We start from the raw sequence: 20,761 nt of genomic DNA on the forward strand, positions 1-20,761 counted from the left end.
TTGTCTCCAATTTTGTTGTTTTCTAACCTAGCTTATCGGCCTTTAAATTCACCCTGGCGTTTATCAAATATTGCATTCATTGCCTCTCGGTGGTCATCGGTACGATGCGATACCGCTTGCATAACAGCAGCCGTTTGTAAGTGCGTATCCAAATCGGTTTGTTGCCCCTCGCGTATTAACTGCTTGGTCATCCGAACCGAAACAGGTGGATTAACCGCAATTCGTTTCGCCAGCGCCATTGCTTCATCGATCAACTTATCATCTGCGACGACTTTTGAAACAAGTCCAAATTTCAACGCTTCTTGGGCATCAATCGGGTCACCTGTAAAAGCCATTTCAGAGGCTTTTGCCAAACCAACAGCTCGTGGTAATAACCACGAACCACCATCACCTGGAATAATGCCTAATTTAACAAAGCTTTCAGCAAACCGAGCACTTTCAGCAGCAATTCGCATATCGCACATACAGGTAAGGTCGCAACCCGCACCAATAGCTGGCCCATTAACCGCCGCTATAATAGGAACATCTAACGCTTGAAATGCACGTGGTATTCGCTGAATACCTTCGCGGTACCACGTGGCTAACTCGTGGGGCGTTTTATCTGATTCGGTCATTTCGGCACGAATCTTTTTAACATTACCACCTGATGAAAAGGCAGGCCCGTTACCCGTTAAAATGATCACCCTTATTTGGCTGTCTTTTTGTGCTTGTTCGGCCAATGATACTAAGTCATCAATCATTTTATTGTCTGTTATCGCATTACGTGTATCAACACGGTTCATACGCCAAACAGCAATGCCATCTGTTACTTCAGTTATTACTTCTGTTATCACTATTGTTTCCTTAATTGTTAACCTGTTTGCGTTGTTAACCAACTCCATAAACTATCAGTATCAAGCGCGAAGCACTGCTGACCTAATTTTGCAGACCAATAGGCCTCATTGCCATACTCATCACGCCAAGACCATAGTCGACGTGTACTCAGTTGTAATGGGTATTCTTGCGTAAATCCAATCGCGGCATGTACTGCATGAGAAGTTTTTGCTGCATAACCGGCGGCTTCTCCCGCCGTGATTTTTGCACAAGCAATCAACTCCCATTCTTGTTCTGTGTTTAAGTGATCTATAGCGGCATCAACAGCGCAAATAGCGGCACTGGTCATTTCAGCTAAAACGGCCATTTGTTGCTGAACTGCTTGAAATTTACCAATAGGCCGGCCAAATTGTGATCGCTCATTAGCAAAATCAACGGTCATTTCTAATACCCGTTGCAACGTACCTGTTATTTGGGCCGCGCGACAAAGTGCAAACCATGATTCAAGCTGTTTGAGACTCATCGCCTGTACATCGCTCGCATTATCCAGCAAGCTAGCTTTAAAGGTCACATCATCACGTGGCTCACCAGCCATATTCTGACCAGCATTAATCGTTATATCCTGAGCTTTAACAAGGCTCAACTGTGTTTTATTATTCTGAGTAAAAATAACCACTATCGATGCTGCATGACGCGCCCAAGGGATTCCATATAAATGGATATCAGGCTGCTCGTTGAACGGTGCATCAAGTATCACAGGGATAATCAATTCATCGCTAAATTCTGCGCCTGACTTAAGCGATAAATAAACGCCCATTAACGCTTCAGCAACCGGCAACGACACGTTGTAGTACCCAGCTAACCTCATTAATACACACCCAGCTTCAAGGCCAAGGCCCGCACCACCATCCTCTTCAGATAACAACGTTGTTAACCAACCATCTGCCAAGAAATCTGCCCAAAGTACTTCTGGAAACTGTCCTGTTTCCATTAACTCATGACCGTTAGTTGTTGAAAAGTCGTCAAAAAGACGGGTTGCTGACTCTTCAATTAATTGAGCAACTTCGTTCATCGTAACCCCAAACCTCTGGCAATAATGCCACGTAAAATTTCACGCGTACCACCACGTAATGAAAAAGATGGCGCTTTTAGTATTGATTCAGATAATAAGCGCGCAACGCCGCCGTTTGCAGTTGGGCGCGCTTCGGTTGCTAAAATCAATCGCATGGCTTCAGGAAGCTCTTGTTCGAACGAGGTCCCTAAATCTTTAACTACCGATGCTTCGTTAACCGGTAATTTGCCTTCTTGTAGTTGATTCGCGACCGATAAAGACATTTGGCGTAACACCATTAAGCGCGCTACAAATTGACCAATAACGGGTTCTGCTTGGTGCGTTAGATTCGCATCACGTAGTTCTTTAATCGCCGCTTCAAGTAGTTGATAACTGCTTAAAAAACGTTCTGGCCCGCTTCGCTCAAATGCTAGCTCGGCCACTACTTGACCCCATCCTTCGTTGACCTTACCTACCAGTCGATTATCTGGCACAAATACATCATCAAAGAAAATTTCATTAAAATGCGCCTCTCCGGCCAACGTAACAATGGGCCGAACCGTAATACCTTCATGCTTCAGGTCAACAATTAGTTGACTCATACCTTGGTGGCGATCATCCGATACTGGCGCCGTTCTACATAACGTGATCATTTGGTGACAAACATGCGCCCAACTGGTCCAAATTTTGGAACCATTGATAAGCCAACCGCCCTCTACTTTCTGTGCACGAGTTTTAATCGACGCTAGATCTGAGCCACTATTAGGCTCACTCATTCCAATGGCAAAAAAGCACTCCCCTTTTACAATTTTAGGCAAAAAGTGTTGTCGTTGCTCTTCGGTACCAAAACGCAATAAAAGTGGCCCGCTTTGACGATCTGCCACCCAATGGGCACCAACTGGTGCGCCCGCTGCGAGTAGTTCTTCAATAACTACATACCGCTCAAGATAACTGCGACCGCCACCACCGTATTCAGTGGGCCAGGTCATACCCAACCATCCTTTTGCAGCTAGGGCGCGACTAAGTTCGGGGTCACAAATAGACCATGAATCAATGATATTTGAAACATTAAAAGCACCATAGTTTTTTAAAAAAGAACGAACTTCATTCCTTAAAGCTGCTTCCTTTTCACCCGTTAAAAGGGGTTTAAAATTTAATTTTTTCATATGCTATAGACAGGGCTTAGGCTCTATAAATATTTTGGTTCAAAGGCTGAAACCCTATAGACTTGCTGTCTATTTTTAGTAAGATTTAGGCATGCCCAGTACATGTTGGCCAATGTAGCTTAAAATCATATTGGTTGAAATAGGTGCTATTAGATACAAACGCGCTTCACGCCACTTTCTTTCAATATCGTATTCTTTAGCAAAAGCAAAACCACCGTGAGTTTGCATACATGCCTCTCCGGCGTTCCAAGCAGCCTCAGCACATAGCATTTTTGCCATATTAGCCTCGGCTCCACAGGGTTCGCCCGCTTCAAACAGTGCTGCTGCTTTTCTTGCCATTAACTCAGCGGCCTCAATTTCAGCATAGGCTCTAGCTATGGGAAACTGAACACCTTGGTTTTTACCAATTGGCCCACTAAATATTTTGCGTTCGCTGGCATAGTTTTTGGCTCGTTCAATAAAAAATCGTGCATCACCTATACTTTCTCCGGCTATGATCACTCGCTCAGCATTCATACCACTCATGACATACCGAAAACCCTTACCTTCCTCACCAATCAGTGAATCAGCAGGAATTTCCATATTATCGAAAAAAACTTCCGTTGTATTATGGTTAATCATGGCGTCAATCGCACGAATTTCCATGCCATTACCAACAACATCACGCATATCGACTAAGAAAATAGACATCCCATCAGTAGGTTTTGACACCTCTTCTAAAGGCGTAGTTCTGGCGAGTAATAACATCAAATCTGATTGAAAGGCACGGCTAGTCCATACTTTTTGGCCATTAACGATATATTTATCGCCTTTCTTTACCGCTTTCGTTCTGAGTTTTGTCGTATCAGACCCTGATGTAGGTTCTGTTACACCAAATGCTTGAAGTCTTAATTCACCTGTTGCAATTTTTGGTAAATACTTTTGCTTTTGTTCTTCGCTACCATGGCTTAAAACCGCGCCCATAATATACATTTGAGCATGACAAGCCGAGGCTGAGCCACCCGATGCATGAATCGTCTCCATAATGACAGCCGCTGCGCGCAATGGTAGCCCAACACCGCCGTATTCCTCAGGAATCAAAGCTGATAAAAAGCCCGATTCGGTCAAGGCATTAACAAATTCTTCAGGGTATGCACTGTCGGCATCTAGTTTTCGCCAATATTCGCCCGGAAAGTCAGCGCAAATCTTACTAACGGCATCACGAATATCAGCGTAGTCATTGCCTAGTGGAATGGAAATCTCTTTCATGTATCTTTCTCCGTTAATTTTTATAGGTGTCGTTATCAGCACCTAAGGCAGGCGCTTCATTTTGTAGCGGTGGCCGCTGGCCGTTAAACTTCATTGGCAGACCCACTAGCTTCATTGCATGTTCAACTGATTCTTGAACAATGCCTAATGATTGCGTTTGCGGGTCGTTTAATACCTCATCAACCAATTGAATTGGCGAATTAGGAATGCCTACATCATCTAATTTTTTCTGCCAATGAGAACGAGGTTCTTTTATTAAAATCTCTGTCATTCGACGATTCAATTCAACCTTATTCTCAAAGCGTTTAGGATTGGTTTCAAAATGCGCTTCATCCGCCCAAGCCGGGTTCCCCATAACACCTTTCAACAAATCAAATAATTTATTATTTGGCGCAGCTACCACAAGATAACCATCTGAACACTCATAGGCTTGATAAGGCGAAATACCTTGCACGCCAGAACCTTGCGGTGTTGGCAGGTTACCTGTCGCGTGATACCCAGCCATGTGATAAGTCATCCAACTTAGTGCTGTTTCGTACAAAGCCGTATCAACGACACAACCTTTCCCCGTTTTTTGGCGATTAAACAAGGCAGAAATAATAGCAATAGAACACCACATACCTGTTCCCATATCGATGGCTGATGTCCCTATTCGTACAGGGGGACGGCCTTCTTCACCATTTAAGCTCATTAAGCCGCTATATGCTTGCATTAATGGATCATAACCCGGTTTATCAGCCATTGGCCCAGTTTCACCAAATGCCCAAATATTACAATATACAAGCTTAGGGTTTTCCTTGCGCATTTCTTCAGCTCCAAGCCCAAGGCTAGTCACTTTACCCGGACGCATGTTTTGCAACACAACATCCGCCTTAGTGACTATTTCATTTCGAAGCCAAGCTTTATCTGCAGGGTCTTTCAAATCTACAGTGACTGATTTCTTATCCCTATTCAATGCTTGAAACATTGCAGAGGTACCATTCCAAAATGGAGGCCCCCAATGACGACAATCATCACCACGACCTTCTGGTTCAACTTTAATCACTTCTGCCCCTAAAGCGGCTAAAATCCATGTACCAAAGGGAGCGGCTACGCTAGTCCCAATTTCATATACGCGAACTCCACTTAATGGCAGTTCGATTTCTTGCTTATCCGACATTTTGTTCCTAGTGTGTATTGAAAAACCATAGTGTATGGTTGAAAAAAACGAGGCATAAAGCCTCGTTGGTAAATAGCACTGAACGCCATCTAACGCTTGTTATAATACAATAACTTTGTATATTATAAAAACAAATAATTGACTCAACATTAATGTCAAAACGTTAAGCCTCGACCTAAATGGTTAAACACCTATGTGACACTTCTTTGAAACAAAATATTTCGAGTCATTACTACTGTTAACCAGCCATTAAGGCCTTTTTAAAAGGACCTCAACATCACTAGCAGGGAGTGGCCTACTGTATAGGTAGCCCTGATAAATATCACAGCCTTGCTGTTGTATAAATTCTAACTGCTCTAGCGATTCAACACCTTCAGCCACTATTTTAAGCCCTAAACTTTTAGCAAGTGAAATAATCGCCATACAAATAGCGGCATCATCAGGGTTATAAGCGCACTCATTAATAAATGAACGGTCAATTTTCAATACATCAATTGGAAATTTCTTCAAATAACTTAACGATGAATACCCCGTACCAAAGTCATCCACAGATAATTTAATACCCAACTTTTTTAACTCGGTCATCGTTGCAATACTACTATCAGTATCGCCAGTTAAAGCATTTTCGGTTATCTCCACCTCTAATAGGCTTGGGTTAAGTTGATACTGATGCGCCAACGCTTTTATAAATAACGACAGTGACTCATCATGTAAATGAAAACCTGAAATATTGACAGCGACCGGCAATAACTCATAACCTGCCTTACGCCATTCAACTAACTGACGTGCAACTTCGGTTAGCACCCACTCACCAACATCAACAATCAAACCAGATGATTCAACAACCGGAATAAAATCTCCTGGGGGAATCAAGCCAAACTCTGGGTGCAACCAACGTAATAACACTTCAAAACCTACAACTTCGTTCGTTAAACACGATACTTTAGGTTGGTAATTTAATAGTAATTGATTTTGAGAAATAGCATCAGGAAGGTCAGCTTCAATTTGAATTCGTTTGCGTACAAACAGCCCCATTTCCTCGGTATAAAAACAAAAATTGTCCCTACCCAATTTTTTTGCCTGATACATGGCAACATCAGCGCACTGTAGTAAACGATCCGCTGATCGTTCACCATCAACCGAAAAAGCGACCCCAATGCTTGTTAACACATTTAGCGTATGCCCAGGCAGTTCAACCGTTTCACGCATTACATGAAGAATTTCTGTTGCTTTACTATTAATAGCTTCCTCATCCAAGGCACCACTTATCGCCACAACAAACTCATCGCCACCCCAACGACCCACCAAGTCATTACCACGCACTACTCCACTGAGTCTCTTACCCACCTCACAAAGCAATTGATCGCCTACCTTATGGCCAAAAACATCATTCACTTTTTTAAAGCGGTCTAAATCTAAAAACATTAACGCCACCACTCCAGCATGAGATTTATGGTAATTAATTCGTCTTTCAAGCTCACGAATAAAGGCGGCTCTATTATATAAACCAGTTAGCGAATCATTAAACGCTAAGGTTTCTAAACGTTTTTGTAACTTAGTTTGTTCGCTCAAATCGCGAATATGTAGCGTATACTCCAATGGTTCACTCGCTATGCTAACCGTTCGAGTCACTACTACTTCGGCAGGAAAAGACTCTCCGTCATAACGTTGTAATTCTGTCATATTCCTACGCTCCAGAACCCACCCACTGGTTAGCAAAAAGCCCTCGTCTAAACTCGCTGAATTTAACTCCTGAACCCGGTCTCTAGTAAACAGCTTAAAAAAGCTACGGTTAATAATCGCACCCGCTGTTTGACCAAAGCAACGCTCTGCCGCAGGATTAAAGCTTTGAATCCTGCCTTTCGAATCAATGCCAATAATGCAATCCATTGCTGCATCTAAAATAGCACCCTTTCTACGTTCACTTTGTTTAAATGCTAAGAAGGCCTCATCTCGCTGTTTAATTTCTTCGTTAACCTGGTCAATAACGTGATTATATTTTTCGGCTATTTGCCCCACCTCGGTATAGGGCTCAACGGCTACTTGAGTTGAAAAATCTGCTTTTTCCTGCTGTTTATGCATGGCGCTTAGCAAGTCAAAAACTTCGGTGCTTATATTATGTTCAGCAACATTTAGGCCTCTTAACTCATCTTGCTCACTGACTCTTAACGAGTAAACCTTGTTAACCAAACTAAATACTACATATGCAAGGCCAAAACTATAAAAACCAACACTGACGACCCCAATTAATTGGGTCCCTAATTGTTCCCACACTGAAAGATCATTTTGAAGTTTAGCCGGCAGCGCAAAAAAAGGTAACGCGATTGTTCCCCAAACCCCAGCAAATAAATGAACAGGCACTACGCCAATAGCATCATCGATTTTCTTATCGGCCAGGTACTTCTCACCAAAAAAAACAACTGAGCCGGCAACGGCGCCAATCATGACAGCCCCTCCTGTGCTCACAATATGACAACTGGCGGTAATAGACACTAAACCACCTAGAACACCATTAATTATTTGATCAACCTCAATATAATGTTCTGCACGAAGCTTTAACATCGTCGCAACCACCCCACCGGCCAAAGCAGCAAGGCATGTATTTAATAAAATAAGTGGAACTGAGTTATTCCAAGCTAATGTACTGCCGCCATTAAAACCAAACCAGCCCAGCCAAATTAATAAACAACCCAATATAGCTGTTGGGATACTACTACCTGGAATAGCGCTAGCACTGCCGGTAAATCGCCCTATACGAGGCCCAATAACTAATACTGCCGCCAGTGCTACCCAACCACCCACAGAATGCACAACGGTTGAACCCGCAAAATCAACGAAGCCAATTTTTTCAAGCCAGCCTATCGGCTCACCCGTAATGATTCCTGCCCAAGCCCAATGACCAACAAAAGGGTAAATAAACAGTGCTATTGTCACCGTTACTACCATATACCTCATAAAACTCATGCGCTCAGCGACGGCGCCAGAAACTAACGTCGCAGCCGTGCCACAAAACATCATTTGGAATAAGAATATTGCGATGAGTTTTGTATCTGCTGGTTCAGCGAATGCAAAATCAGACCATCCAAACAAGCCCCATTGACTATCTCCAAACATTAAACCGAATCCAAACAACCAGTACAGACTACTCGACACGATAAAGTCACTAATATTCTTGGCCGCGACATTAATGCTGTTTTTACTTCTAACAAGCCCGCTTTCTAAACACAAAAAGCCCGCTTGCATAACAAACACCAAAATGGTCGATACTATTACCCAGACAATATCCAAACTCTAAATCTCCTTTATGTTTACCTCTTGCGCGCGGCCAAAGGATGTTCGATTTAATAGTATCAGAACCTCTATGTGCTTTGTAGTCGGCCACAACGATGATTTTAGTTTTGTAGATAGGCTTTTTTAGTAGAAAAAAACAAACTGACTGTCCGTATTTCTAATGGTTTACTTTTTGTTAAGGCATAAAAAAGCCCTACGTATCAGATACATAGGGCTCTTGAATGGCGGAGAGACAGGGATTCGAACCCTGGAAGGGTTTGACCCCTTGCCGGTTTTCAAGACCGGTGCATTCAACCGCTCTGCCATCTCTCCAGTTTTAAGCGATTATATTGAGAGCAATCATTAAATGTTTTGCTTTCAAGCCGCGCATATTACTTAAGTCTGAGGATTTTTTCCAGCGGAATTGTTAAAAGACTTGAAGTATTTTATTGAATACGTAAGATTGAACCTTCTATGCGGTACAGAGTCATATCTGTTGAGCATTTTTTAATTATCAATGAGGTATTTTAAGTGAACCAATTTAATCAATCTATTTCTCGTAGTGAAGAGAGTATTTTAGCTACCAATAAGGTGTTAAAAAACACCTATATGCTACTTGCCATGACATTACTCTTTAGTGCAGGTACTGCTGCATTATCAATGAGCTTAAACCTTCCACATCCTGGGTTGATCATTACATTAGTCGGCTACTTTGGCTTACTATGGCTAACAACAAAATTTAGAAATAGCTCTATGGGTATTGTTTGCGTATTTGCTTTAACCGGCTTTATGGGAATAACACTCGGCCCTATCCTTAATATGTATATCAGTGCCTTTTCAAACGGTCATGAGCTGATCATGACATCGTTAGGCGGCACAGGTGTTATTTTTCTAGGCTTATCTAGCTACGCACTAACCACTAAAAAAGACTTTAGCTTTATTTCTGGTTTTTTAATGGTGGGTATTTTAGTGGCTTTCTTAGCAGGCATTGGCGCTATGATCTTTAACATCCCTGCTTTATCTTTGGGTGTTTCTGCTATGTTTATTATGTTGATGTCCGGCATGATTCTTTATCAAACTAGCGAAATTATTCATGGTGGTGAAACCAACTATATTATGGCAACCGTGTCGCTATACATTAGTTTATTCAACTTATTCACTAGCCTTTTACACATACTCGGTGCAGTAAGTGGTCGTGAGTAGTCTTTAGCTTTACCCATAAAAAAAGCCCCTTTTAGGGGCTTTTTTTATGCGTCGATTATTTACAACGTAATCGAGGTGACTTTTCCCATATAAGGTTGTAAAGCATCAGGGACTTTAATGGACCCATCGGCTTGCTGATAATTCTCCATCACGGCAATTAACGTCCGACCTACCGCTAAACCCGAACCATTAATCGTATGCACTAACTCTGGTTTACCTGTTTCTGGGTTACGCCAGCGCGCTTTTAACCGGCGTGCTTGAAAATCATTAAAATTACTACACGATGAAATTTCGCGATACGCCTCTTGACCAGGTAACCAAACCTCAAGATCATAGGTTTTTGTTGCCGAAAAGCCAGTATCACCTGAGCACAACAACATGAGGCGGTAAGGCAAGTTCAACGCTTGCAAAATACTCTCTGCATGTTGAGTTAACTGTTCATGAGCCTGTTCAGAATCAGACGCCTTGACCACTTGAACCAACTCAACTTTTTCAAACTGATGTTGGCGAATCATGCCTCTTACATCCCTACCATAGGCGCCTGCCTCACTTCTAAAACAAGGCGTATGGGCAACAAACTTTAGCGGCATTTGGTCTGCAGCGATAATCTCATCACGCACTAAATTCGTAACAGGCACTTCTGCCGTTGGAATTAAATAATACGGCGAGTCGTCTGAAATTTTAAATAAATCTTCTTCAAACTTAGGTAACTGCCCCGTTCCTAACAAACTGTCTTTATTAACAAGGTATGGCACATAAGTTTCTTTATACCCATGCTGATCGACATGCATATCTAACATAAACTGCGTCAATGCACGTTGAAGCCTAGCTAATGGACCCGATAGGGTAACAAAACGTGAACCCGCTATTTTTGCACCGGCTTCAAAATCTATTCCCGCCAATGATTGACCCAAATCCACATGGTCTTTAACGTCAAAATCGTACTGCGGTATCACGCCCCATTTACGAAGCTCAACGTTATTCTCTTCATCTTTACCGAGTGGTACATCATCAGCAAGAATATTGGGTAATGAGAGCTGAATAGCCTGCAATTTGGATTGGATTCCCTGTAATTCCGTTTCAGCGGCTTTTAACTCATCACCTAATTGAGAAACACTGTCTAATAAAGGCTGAATATCTTCGCCTTTGGCTTTCGCCATGCCTATCGACTTGGAGCGTTTATTACGTTCGTTTTGTAAGTTTTGAGTTTTCACTTGAATATCTTTACGCTGTGTTTCAAGCGCATTAAATACCTCTAGATCCAAATCAGCACCATGACGTTGCATGGCTGTTTTCACTTCTTCAGGGTTGTTTCTTAAAAGCTGTGGGTCAAGCATGTAGCTTTCCTTTTTAAATTTAGTTTAGTGGTGGTGTTCAGCTAACCAACTAAGGGTTTGACTGACATTGAAGTTTTCTTTTACATGTTTAATTGCCATCAACACTTTTTCTGATTGATCAAAAAATTCAATGGTAACAGGCAAATCAAACGACAAATCAATTAACGACGAGTCATGCATCTTTCCAGATAAGCCATAGCCCTCAACGCCTCTATAAGCCGTTGCGCCAGAGATGCTTTCATGATCATGAAGGTATTGCATAATTTTATTAAGCTGATGATCCGCTTCGGTTAAATAAATTCGAGCGATTCTGACTGATTCTGTTTTCATAATTGCCTCGCGATTAGCAGGCCAACCCAAGCAGCTAGCACGCATAAAATGACGCTAGCTAAAACATTAACAATGGCCTTTATTACATAACCTTGCTCAATTAAATTAATGGTCTCTATTGAGAAGGTAGAAAATGTTGTAAACGCACCCAAAAAGCCAACCAATAACACTGCTCTTACTTCAGGTGAAACCGACAAACGCTGCAAAAATAGTTCGTACAACAGTCCCATTAATAACGAACCAATAACATTAACAACCAAGGTTCCATAAGGGAACCCACGGCCAAGCCAGCTATATATGCCCGTCGATACAATAAAGCGCATCACTGCGCCGACTGATCCACCTGCTGCTATTGCCAGAAGTTGAGCCATTAAATTACCATTAATGCTAATTAATTAAAGCCTTCATTTTACTGTCATCTGGCGCTTCAAGCACCTTTTTTTCGGTCACAATCGTTAATATTTGGCGCAACTCATGGCACGTTATCAATTGTTAGCTCCCTGTCTTCACTAATGCCTCGCCAAAAACCCAGCTTTTAATACAAAAATCGCCGCTGAACCAAAAAGCTACTATCAGGCGCTAACAACACTTTTGAGCCTACTTTTTTATCAAATGGCTAGGGCTTGCGTACTGTTTAGATCTGGCTATACTTTATTATCACGTCATGACTGCTGGCCCTATTTAACACTTACTATTATCGCGTCATCTAGCCGAGCGAATGGCGCCCTATATTAACGTTTCTGGTTTCATCACTTAATTATGCAAGTAAGTCTTCAAATTAATGCCCGCTGGGTTATCACCGTAGATGCTGACGATAACGTTTTAAAAAATCACGCTGTTATCATTCAAGACGATATTATTATTGATGTTTTACCTCAACAAGATGCGAAGAAATACAGCCCCGTTGAACTAATAGAATGTAACGATCACGCCTTAGCACCCGGTTTTATAAATGCGCACACTCATGCGGCTATGAGCCTCTTAAAGGGCCTTGCTGATGATTTACCGCTAAACGAATGGCTAAACGACCACATCTGGCCTGCTGAAACAGCTTTAGCCGATAGTGATTTTGTCAAAGACGGTACTGAGCTTGCCATTGCAGAAATGATTAGGGGCGGCACAACCTGTTTTAATGACATGTACTTCTTTATCGACCAGACTGCAACTGCCGTCTCGAACACGGGTATAAGAGCATGTCTTGGTATTCCGGTTATAGATTTCCCAACGCGTTGGGCTAAAGACTTAAATGAATATATCAGTAAAGGCCTTGCAGTTCATGATCACTTCCGTAGCAATGAACTCATTCATTTTACCTTTGCCCCGCACGCCCCTTATACCGTTTGTGATGATTCTTTAAAAACCATTCAACCCATCATGGATGAACTGGGCTTGGCGATGCATATTCATTTACACGAAACAGAAAATGAAGTCGAACAGTCAATTGCCAAACATGGTGTAAGCCCTATCGCACGATTAAACAATCTTGGCCTATTAAACCCCGACTTAATGGCCATACATATGACCCACCTAAGCGCCACCGATATTCAGTTAATCGCCGAACACCGCGTTAATGTTATACATTGCCCCGAATCAAACTTAAAACTTGCCAGTGGTTTTTGCCCTGTTAATGAATTAATCACGTCAAATATTAATATTGCTATTGGAACAGACGGTTCGGCTAGCAACAATGATATTGATATGTTGGGTGAAACCAAAACGGCTGCGCTGTTAACCAAAGGCCGCTCTAAACAAGCAGATGCATTACCCGCAAAAACTGCTTTGCGTATGGCTACCATAAACGGCGCGAAAGCCCTACGATTAGATAAAAAAATAGGCTCCCTTGAAATTGGAAAACAAGCCGATATGTTCGCAATAAATCTTAATAGCATTGAAACTCAACCTATTTATGATGTTATTTCTACACTGATTTATTCTGCAAACCGCTCTCAAATTACTGATGTATGGGTTGCTGGCCAACGTTTAATGCAAGATCAGCAATTAACCACCCTGGATGAAGCCCAGCTAATTGAAAAAGTAAAACACTGGCAAAGAAAAATTAACCCGTTTCATCATCAACCCAATAAAGCGGTGTAAAATAATCAAATGACGCAGACTAAAGACAATGTAAACCCAAGTGAAATCGAAAAATTTAGCGCTATGGCTTCCCAGTGGTGGGACACCGAGGGCAACTTTAAAACACTGCATCAAATTAACCCGTTACGTCTTAACTTAGTTGATAAAACAGTTTCGTTGTCCGGCAAAGATGTTTTAGATGTTGGCTGTGGCGGCGGTATTTTATCTGAGTCAATGGCGCTTAAAGGCGCTAATGTAACGGGTATTGATTTAGGCAAAGAACTGCTAGACGTTGCTGACCTTCATAGTTTAGACAGCGGTGTTTCCGTCAATTACCAGCACATCAGTGTTGAAGCATTGGCCAGCCAAAAACCGGAGCAATTTGACTGTGTTACCTGCATGGAAATGCTCGAACATGTTCCTGACCCGGTAGCAATTATTAACGCGTGTTCAACACTCGTTAAACCGGGCGGCTACGTTTTCCTATCCACCCTAAATAGAAACCCAAAGGCCTACCTATTATCCATTATCGGTGCCGAATACATCCTCGGCATGATGCCCAAAGGCACACATGATTATGCCAGCTTCATAAAACCTTCCGAACTAGCCTTATGGGCACGACAAGCAGGTTTAACACTGGAAGATAGCCGAGGTATTGAATACAACCCTTTTAACAAGTCCTTCTCTATGTCCGATGACATCAGTGTGAATTACATTTGCGTCTTTAAAAAGACGGTCTAATCCATTATGTCCATTGCAATGCATGATTGGCAAGTCGATGCGGTTTTATTTGACCTTGATGGCACCTTAGTCGATACCGCGCCAGACCTTGCCGCCGCATTAAATGTCGCCTTAGTACAAAACAATCAGCCAGCGTTACCTTATGAAACGATACGACCTATCGTCTCAAACGGTGCTAATGGTTTAATAGAGCTCGGCTTTGGGTCTGCCCTATCCAGTGACCAGCATGAAAAAATTAAAGCATCCTTACTTGGCCATTACCAACAAAACATTGCTAATGAATCAACACTATTTGATGGATTTGAAGACAGCTTACTGTTTCTTGAAAAACATCAAATCCCTTGGGGTATTGTGACGAATAAACCAGCCTATTTAACACTGCCCCTCTTAGAGAAATTAGCGCTAATTAATAGAGCCAGTTGTATCGTTTGCGCTGATCAGGTCAACCACCCAAAACCACACCCCGAATCTATTTTATTAGCCTGTAAACAGCTGGATGTTTTACCCATGAACGCACTCTATCTTGGTGATGCAGAACGTGATATTCGTGCAGGTCGATTAGCTGGCCTAAAAACAATAGCCTGTACCTTCGGTTACATTCCAGACAGTATTGACTTTAATGACTGGCAAGCTGATAGATATATTGATAAACCCGCCGATTTATTAACATCTCTACAACCCTTACTCTAAGCGCATCAATTAATCATGGCTGGCATTAACGATATTTTTTTCCTTTTAGGTGGCATCGTCATAGGCCTTATTAGCGGTTATTTGCTCATGTTACGCACTAACACAGCACTTAAAAAAGAATTACTGACGCATGAAACACGCCAAGCCATTGAAAAGGAGTTAAGAGAAAAAACGAAGGCCGATGAAGACAGTATGATGCAAAACTTTCGCGATAGTTTTTCTGCCTTATCCAGCCAAGCATTACGAGACAATAATGAAGAGTTTCTAAAACTTGCTAGAGAAAACTTTAGCAAACAACAAATGACCGTCGAAACGCGCTTAAATGAAAAAGAGAGAGCCTTTAGCGAGATGGTCTCCCCGATTAAAGAGATACTTAAACAAACCGATGAACAACTCAAAAAACTAGAGGCCGATCGACAACAAACTCACGGCTCAATCAGTCAATATTTACAAAATATGACTGAAACCCAGCACCAGTTACACAGTGAAACACGAAATCTTGTTCAAGCCCTAAGACGGCCTGAAGTCCGTGGCCAATGGGGCGAACTAACCTTAAAGCGTCTTGCCGAATTAGCCGGGCTGGTAGAGCACTGTGACTTCTTTCAACAAGAAAACTTAAACACCCAAGAAGGTGCTATGCGACCTGATATGATCATTCGCATGCCAGACCAACGCGATATTGTTGTTGACGCTAAAACACCTCTTGACGCCTATCTATCGGCTACCGAACAAAGCAAAGATGGCGAACGAAAAGCACACCTTATCCGACACGCAAAGCAAGTAAGGGATCGAGTCAAAGAGCTATCGAAAAAGGCTTATTGGTCACAGTTTAAAAACACACCCGACTTCGTTGTTCTGTTTATACCCGGCGACCAATTTCTTAGTGCCGCCTTAGAGCAAGACCACTCACTACTTGAAGATGCACTCGCTCAACACGTTATCTTAGCAACGCCCACCAGCTTGGTCGCCTTACTAAGAGCAATAGCATTTGGTTGGCGCCAACAAGCCAGTAGCGAAAACGCCGAAGCGATTCGAAAACTCGGTGAAGAAATGTACTCCAGACTAACAACCTTTGTAGAGCACATCAGTAAAATTGGTAGCTCCTTAGAGAAAAGCGTAGATCATTACAACAAAGCGGTGGGCTCTTTAGAGCGGCAAGTCTTCCCGAATGCACGTAAATTTAAAGACCTTGGTATAGAAACACGCAAAACCATGTCTGAAATAGAACCCATTGAAAAAGCAACCCGAAAACCAACACCTATCAGCAATATAAAAGATGACTAAACCTATAATAATCAACCCGATAAACCTTCAGCCTCAGGCGCTCAAAGATCACGTTTACTTAGTAACTGGCTCAACCGGAGGCTTAGGGCGAGAAACTGCCCTTGCACTTGCCAAACTCGGTGCAACAGTGGTTTTAACCGGCAGAAATGAAAAGAAATTAGAAGCCTTGTATGATGAAATAGAACAGGCCGGCAACCCAACGCCTGCTATTGTTCCCTTTGATTTAAGCCAAGTAGACGAAGAGCTTTACCAGCAATTAATAAAATCTATTTATAATGAATTCAAAAGGTTAGATGGTATAGTTCATGCGGCTTGTGATATGGGAATCATTGGCCCCATTGGCAGCCAAGAAGGCTCGATCTGGCAGAAAGTTCTACAAGTTAATTTAAACTCAGCCGTGTTACTAAGCAAAGTTTGCTTGCCACTTTTACATCAGGCTAAACAACCATCTATCACTTTTATTTCTGATTCCTCTGCTCGCCAAGGAAAAGCCTACTGGGGCGCATACGGTGTTTCCAAGGTGGCACTTGAATCTTTCTGCGCCATGTTAGCAGATGAGCTAGAAGCAACGACTGTGGTCAGTAATGTCTTCATTCCAGGCCCCAGTATGTTACCGATTAGAAAGAAGACACATCCAGCTGAAGACGAAAAAAACCTAAGCTCGCCCACTGAATTAGCCAATAACTTGATTAACGTTATTCTTAGCGAGAAGTCTGGCCAGTGCTTTTCACATCAAGCCGACTGAGTCACAACCGACTTTAAGATTAAAACAAACTCTGCTACTTCTTGTTGAGTGTTTTGTTGCCCCAAACTTACACGAATAGCACTTAGGGCTCGCTTATCGGGCACGCCCATCGCCGTTAATACGGCGCTTGGGCTTTTACTATTGCTTGAACAGGCTGAGCCACTTGAGATTGCCACGCCTTTTTGGTCAAGCTGCATCAAAAGCATTTCCCCATCAACCGATTCAATAAGCAATTGACTTGTATTGGGTAGACGGTCAACATCTGAAGCAACTACCCTCACCCCTTCAATGCCTTTAACCCCTGCTTCTAATGCTTGCTGAAGAGCTAACAAGTGCCTAGAGCGATTATCCAGCGTTTGTTGGGCTAACTCAGCTGCCCGCCCAAAACCAATAATAGCCGCAGCATTTTCAGTGCCGGGCCTAATATTCATTTCTTGCCCACCACCATAAAGCATAGGCATTAACGACGTTTTTTTATCGTGAATAACCGCGCCAACACCTTTTGGGCCATAAATTTTATGACCTGATATAGACATTAAATTGACACCCAATGCATTAAAATCAACGGGTATTTTACCAACTGATTGAACCGCATCCGTATGAACAATAGCGCCCTTTTCTTTAGCCAACGCAGCTAATGGTGCTATATTTTGAAGCACACCAGTTTCATTATTAGCCTGCATAATACTCACTAGGCCAGTGTCCTCGCTAAGACCACGTTTTAGTGTATCTATTGAGATCAGGCCATTATCATCAACGGCTAATTGATCAAAAAAGAAACCTTTTTTTGACAACTGGCGTATTGGCTCAACCACAGAAGGATGCTCTGTAGCGCCTAATAAAAGGTGTTGTTTGTTCGAACAAACAGCCGCTGAGATACAAAGATTATTTGCCTCAGTTCCACCACTGGTAAAAATAACTTGCTCAGCACTCACATTAACAAGGTTAGCCACGTGTTGCCTTGCTTGTTCAATCGCTGTTTTAACCACCCGCCCGTGTCTGTGCAAACTGGAAGGGTTACCATAAAAGGTCGTTAAGAATGGCTCCATCGCTTCAAAAACAAGAGGATCTATCGGCGATGTCGCATTATTATCAAAATAAATCATCAGTGTTCTAAATTCTAGCCTTCTTTAGCTCGCGCTTCTGGACAAGTAGAACCTGTTCCATCATCAACCGGTTCACTGTTAATTTCTTCGACCGACCGATCATCCATTCCACCACCCAATGATTTTATTTCATGGCACATGCGTTCCATTTCTTTATCCATTGTGTGGATATGCTCCAACATACTATTAATAGCTACCGCTACTGGGTCAGGTAGTTCTTGAGAGGCGCCGTATGCGTCAAAACCAATTTTTTTAGCCATCTCTTCTTGCTCAGGACTTGGTTTAACAGAATCAGTGGTTGCAACACGACCGGGTATACCGACGATTGTGGTGTCAGCAGACACCGATCTAACAACAACCGCATTAGAGCCAATCCTGGCATTATCACCTATCTCTATCGGCCCCAGCACTTTAGCACCAGCACCTACGACCACACCATTACCTAGCGTAGGGTGTCGCTTACCCTTTTTCCAACTCGTACCACCTAAGGTCACCCCATGATAGAGCGTACAATCATCACCAATAACAGCTGTTTCGCCAACCACGACGCCCATTCCGTGGTCAATAAAAAAACGCTTGCCTATCACCGCACCAGGATGTATTTCTATACCGGTTAACCAGCGTGAAAAATAAGCGATAAAACGAGAAATAAATTTTAAATTCACTCCCCACAGCCAATGATTTAAGCGATGAAGCAGGAGCGCATGAAACCCCGGGTAGGTCATGATCACTTCAATTTTGCTACGTGCCGCAGGATCCCTGTCAAAAACTATATTAATATCTTCTTTTAATTGGTTAAACATAATGCTTTTTTATTTAATAGTGACTCTATTCTAACGTGCGTGATTTTATTAACACATTTTTTTACAACGTTAGGCTTTTTTGATTCCATCTATCTTATTATTGATCGCCGTTAACACGCCACGTAGGATATTCACCTCTGTTCGATTAAGTTCAGAACGGTAAAAAATACGCCTGATGCGTTGTTGCAGCCTTTTAGTTTTATAGAGCTGTAGAAAATCTGTTTTCTCAAGCGTCTTTAAAAGGTGCTCAAAAAAACCTTCAAACTCTTGGCTGGTTGCAGGCCTATCTTCAACATCAGGTGATTCAATTACCTGTTCACCTATCACTGCTGAATACACCTCATAACATAACACTTGCACAGCAGATGCAACGTTTAATGAACTAAAATTTGGATTAGTTGGAATATGTAATAAGTGCTGACACAATTCCAACTCTTCATTCGTGAGCCCGGAGTTTTCTCGGCCAAACACCAACGCAACCTTTGCATTCTTTGCCGATGCAATGGCCAATTCACTGCCTTTTTTAGGGCCAACCTCTGACCAACCCAAATGCCTAATTCTAGCGCTAGCCCCCAAGACTAACTCACACGGCTCCAAGGCTTCTTTTAAACTATTATAAACATTTGCTGTTGCCAAAATATCATCGGCACCAGACGCACGTGAGGTGGCCTCAGAACTCGGAAATATTTTAGGGTTAACTAAGGCTAAATCACTAAGCCCCATATTTTTCATGGCCCGCGCTGTTGCGCCTATATTCCCAGGATGTGAAGTTTGTACCAACACAATCCTTATATTTGACAATATTTCGTTATTTTCATCGACTTTCAAAAGACATCCTCCGGCTGTATCTGTTATCCTTGCGCCACATAAATAGTTAGGCATCATCATGCACCCAATGTTAAATATTGCCATTAGGGCAGCAAGGCAAGCAGGCGATATTATAATACGTTCAGCTGACTCAATTGACACACTTAAGATAACTATTAAAAATCAAAATGATTACGCCACAGAAATTGACCGGCGTGCTGAAGAAGAAATTATTAATATCTTATTAAGTGCTTATCCCGATCACGGTGTTTTAGCCGAAGAATCGGGCTATCTAAATCAAGACGCTGAATATATTTGGATTATAGACCCTCTTGATGGAACCACGAATTTTATACACGGTTTTCCGCATTATGCGGTATCTATTGCTTTAAAAAGAGGCGATACCGTAGAGCAAGCCGTAATTTACGACCCTGTTCGTCAAGACCTATTTACTGCAACACGCGGTAAAGGGGCAATGCTGAACAACAGACGTCTACGTGTTGGCCGACAACGAAAAATCGAAGGTTCATTTCTAGGCACTGGCTTCCCTTTTAAGAACGATAAAGATATTGAACCTTACCTCGATATCTTTCGTGATATTTTCTCTTCCACCTCTGGTGTTAGACGTGCAGGAGCTGCTTCTTTAGATTTAGCTTATGTAGCTGCTGGAAAACTAGATGGTTTTTTTGAAATCGGTCTAAAACCTTGGGATTTTGCTGCTGGCGTCTTACTCATTCAAGAGGCTGGTGGTGTTGTTAGTGATTTTTCTAATAATCACGATTTCCACAAAACAGGTAACATTGTTTGTGGCAACCCTAAAATGCATCAGGCCTTATTAAACAAAATTACACCGCATGCAGAAAAAGTAATTAACAGTTAAACAACACACAAAACTTGATCAATAAAAAAGCCGCTATAAAAGCGGCTTTTTTATT

The 20,761-nt window shown here is 42.2% G+C and carries 19 protein-coding genes and 1 tRNA gene; 7 read left to right on the plus strand and 13 right to left on the minus strand.

Annotated features, from left to right (window positions below; all coding sequences use genetic code 11):
- Positions 1–32 precede the first annotated feature (32 nt).
- From Q91_RS06320 to Q91_RS06350, 7 genes are all read right to left on the minus strand, one after another.
- Positions 33–833 carry a crotonase/enoyl-CoA hydratase family protein gene (locus Q91_RS06320; RefSeq protein ID WP_015006052.1) on the minus strand — a complete coding sequence of 267 codons (801 nt, stop codon included), beginning with the start codon at positions 831–833 and terminating at the stop codon, positions 33–35.
- Positions 834–850: 17 nt separating this feature from the next.
- Positions 851–1,885: an acyl-CoA dehydrogenase family protein gene (locus tag Q91_RS06325; protein WP_015006053.1), complete on the minus strand. Its 1,035-nt coding sequence runs from the start codon at positions 1,883–1,885 to the stop codon at positions 851–853.
- Complete coding sequence (locus Q91_RS06330) at positions 1,882–3,030, minus strand: acyl-CoA dehydrogenase family protein (RefSeq protein WP_015006054.1); 1,149 nt, start codon at positions 3,028–3,030, stop codon at positions 1,882–1,884. The genes Q91_RS06325 and Q91_RS06330 overlap by 4 nt, the downstream gene beginning before the upstream one ends.
- A 75-nt stretch (positions 3,031–3,105) precedes the next feature.
- Entirely contained in the window at positions 3,106–4,278 is a 1,173-nt protein-coding gene (locus Q91_RS06335) for an acyl-CoA dehydrogenase family protein (protein WP_015006055.1), read from the minus strand.
- A 13-nt stretch (positions 4,279–4,291) separates the two neighbouring features.
- Positions 4,292–5,437, minus strand: coding sequence for a CaiB/BaiF CoA-transferase family protein (locus Q91_RS06340; protein WP_015006056.1), 1,146 nt, complete (start codon positions 5,435–5,437; stop codon positions 4,292–4,294).
- A gap of 249 nt (positions 5,438–5,686) precedes the next feature.
- Positions 5,687–8,725, minus strand: coding sequence for an ammonium transporter (gene amt, locus Q91_RS06345; RefSeq protein WP_041230511.1), 3,039 nt, complete (start codon positions 8,723–8,725; stop codon positions 5,687–5,689).
- 225 nt (positions 8,726–8,950) lie between these two features.
- Positions 8,951–9,040, minus strand: a tRNA-Ser gene (locus tag Q91_RS06350).
- A gap of 198 nt (positions 9,041–9,238) precedes the next feature.
- Here Q91_RS06350 and Q91_RS06355 point away from each other — a divergent pair.
- Entirely contained in the window at positions 9,239–9,910 is a 672-nt protein-coding gene (locus Q91_RS06355; protein WP_015006058.1) for a Bax inhibitor-1/YccA family protein, read from the plus strand.
- Positions 9,911–9,969: 59 nt separating this feature from the next.
- Here the strand turns inward: Q91_RS06355 and serS are convergent, their stop codons facing one another.
- Genes serS through crcB form a run of 3 tightly spaced genes read right to left on the minus strand, consistent with a single transcriptional unit; the run spans position 9,970 to position 11,948 of the window.
- Positions 9,970–11,247 carry a serine--tRNA ligase gene (serS, locus tag Q91_RS06360; protein ID WP_015006059.1) on the minus strand — a complete coding sequence of 426 codons (1,278 nt, stop codon included), beginning with the start codon at positions 11,245–11,247 and terminating at the stop codon, positions 9,970–9,972.
- A gap of 24 nt (positions 11,248–11,271) precedes the next feature.
- A complete protein-coding gene (locus Q91_RS06365) occupies positions 11,272–11,577 on the minus strand; it encodes a DUF190 domain-containing protein (protein WP_015006060.1) in 306 nt (101 codons plus the stop codon).
- Positions 11,574–11,948 carry a fluoride efflux transporter CrcB gene (gene crcB / locus Q91_RS06370; RefSeq protein WP_015006061.1) on the minus strand — a complete coding sequence of 125 codons (375 nt, stop codon included), beginning with the start codon at positions 11,946–11,948 and terminating at the stop codon, positions 11,574–11,576. The genes Q91_RS06365 and crcB overlap by 4 nt, the downstream gene beginning before the upstream one ends.
- Positions 11,949–12,336: 388 nt before the next feature.
- On the opposite strand from crcB, the gene Q91_RS06375 reads away from it, so the two are divergent.
- Genes Q91_RS06375 through Q91_RS06395 form a run of 5 tightly spaced genes read left to right on the plus strand, consistent with a single transcriptional unit; the run spans position 12,337 to position 17,110 of the window.
- On the plus strand, positions 12,337–13,671 hold the full coding sequence (locus Q91_RS06375; RefSeq protein WP_015006062.1) for a TRZ/ATZ family hydrolase: 1,335 nt from the start codon (positions 12,337–12,339) through the stop codon (positions 13,669–13,671).
- Between the two features lie 9 nt (positions 13,672–13,680).
- A complete protein-coding gene (gene ubiG / locus Q91_RS06380; RefSeq protein ID WP_015006063.1) occupies positions 13,681–14,391 on the plus strand; it encodes a bifunctional 2-polyprenyl-6-hydroxyphenol methylase/3-demethylubiquinol 3-O-methyltransferase UbiG in 711 nt (236 codons plus the stop codon).
- A 6-nt stretch (positions 14,392–14,397) separates the two neighbouring features.
- Positions 14,398–15,081: an HAD-IA family hydrolase gene (locus Q91_RS06385; RefSeq protein ID WP_015006064.1), complete on the plus strand. Its 684-nt coding sequence runs from the start codon at positions 14,398–14,400 to the stop codon at positions 15,079–15,081.
- Positions 15,082–15,096: 15 nt separating this feature from the next.
- On the plus strand, positions 15,097–16,365 hold the full coding sequence (gene rmuC, locus Q91_RS06390; RefSeq protein ID WP_015006065.1) for a DNA recombination protein RmuC: 1,269 nt from the start codon (positions 15,097–15,099) through the stop codon (positions 16,363–16,365).
- Positions 16,358–17,110, plus strand: a complete 753-nt coding sequence (locus Q91_RS06395; protein WP_015006066.1) for an SDR family NAD(P)-dependent oxidoreductase — start codon at positions 16,358–16,360, stop codon at positions 17,108–17,110. The genes rmuC and Q91_RS06395 overlap by 8 nt, the downstream gene beginning before the upstream one ends.
- Here the strand turns inward: Q91_RS06395 and Q91_RS06400 are convergent.
- The 3 genes from Q91_RS06400 to Q91_RS06410 form a co-directional block, all read right to left on the minus strand.
- Entirely contained in the window at positions 17,098–18,216 is a 1,119-nt protein-coding gene (locus Q91_RS06400) for a cysteine desulfurase family protein (RefSeq protein ID WP_015006067.1), read from the minus strand. The genes Q91_RS06395 and Q91_RS06400 overlap by 13 nt on opposite strands.
- A 14-nt stretch (positions 18,217–18,230) precedes the next feature.
- Positions 18,231–19,019, minus strand: a complete 789-nt coding sequence (gene cysE / locus Q91_RS06405) for a serine O-acetyltransferase (RefSeq protein WP_015006068.1) — start codon at positions 19,017–19,019, stop codon at positions 18,231–18,233.
- A gap of 69 nt (positions 19,020–19,088) precedes the next feature.
- Positions 19,089–19,847 (minus strand): RNA methyltransferase, encoded by a 759-nt coding sequence (locus Q91_RS06410; protein WP_232228598.1) that lies wholly within the window; start codon positions 19,845–19,847, stop codon positions 19,089–19,091.
- Positions 19,848–19,905: 58 nt separating this feature from the next.
- Here Q91_RS06410 and Q91_RS06415 point away from each other — a divergent pair, with 58 nt between their 5' ends.
- The gene (locus tag Q91_RS06415; protein ID WP_015006070.1) at positions 19,906–20,706 is read left to right on the plus strand and encodes an inositol monophosphatase family protein; all 801 of its coding nucleotides are present in this window, start codon (positions 19,906–19,908) and stop codon (positions 20,704–20,706) included.
- Positions 20,707–20,761: the final 55 nt, after the last annotated feature.

This window comes from Cycloclasticus sp. P1, from assembly GCF_000299965.1.
Classification (GTDB): domain Bacteria; phylum Pseudomonadota; class Gammaproteobacteria; order Methylococcales; family Cycloclasticaceae; genus Cycloclasticus; species Cycloclasticus pugetii.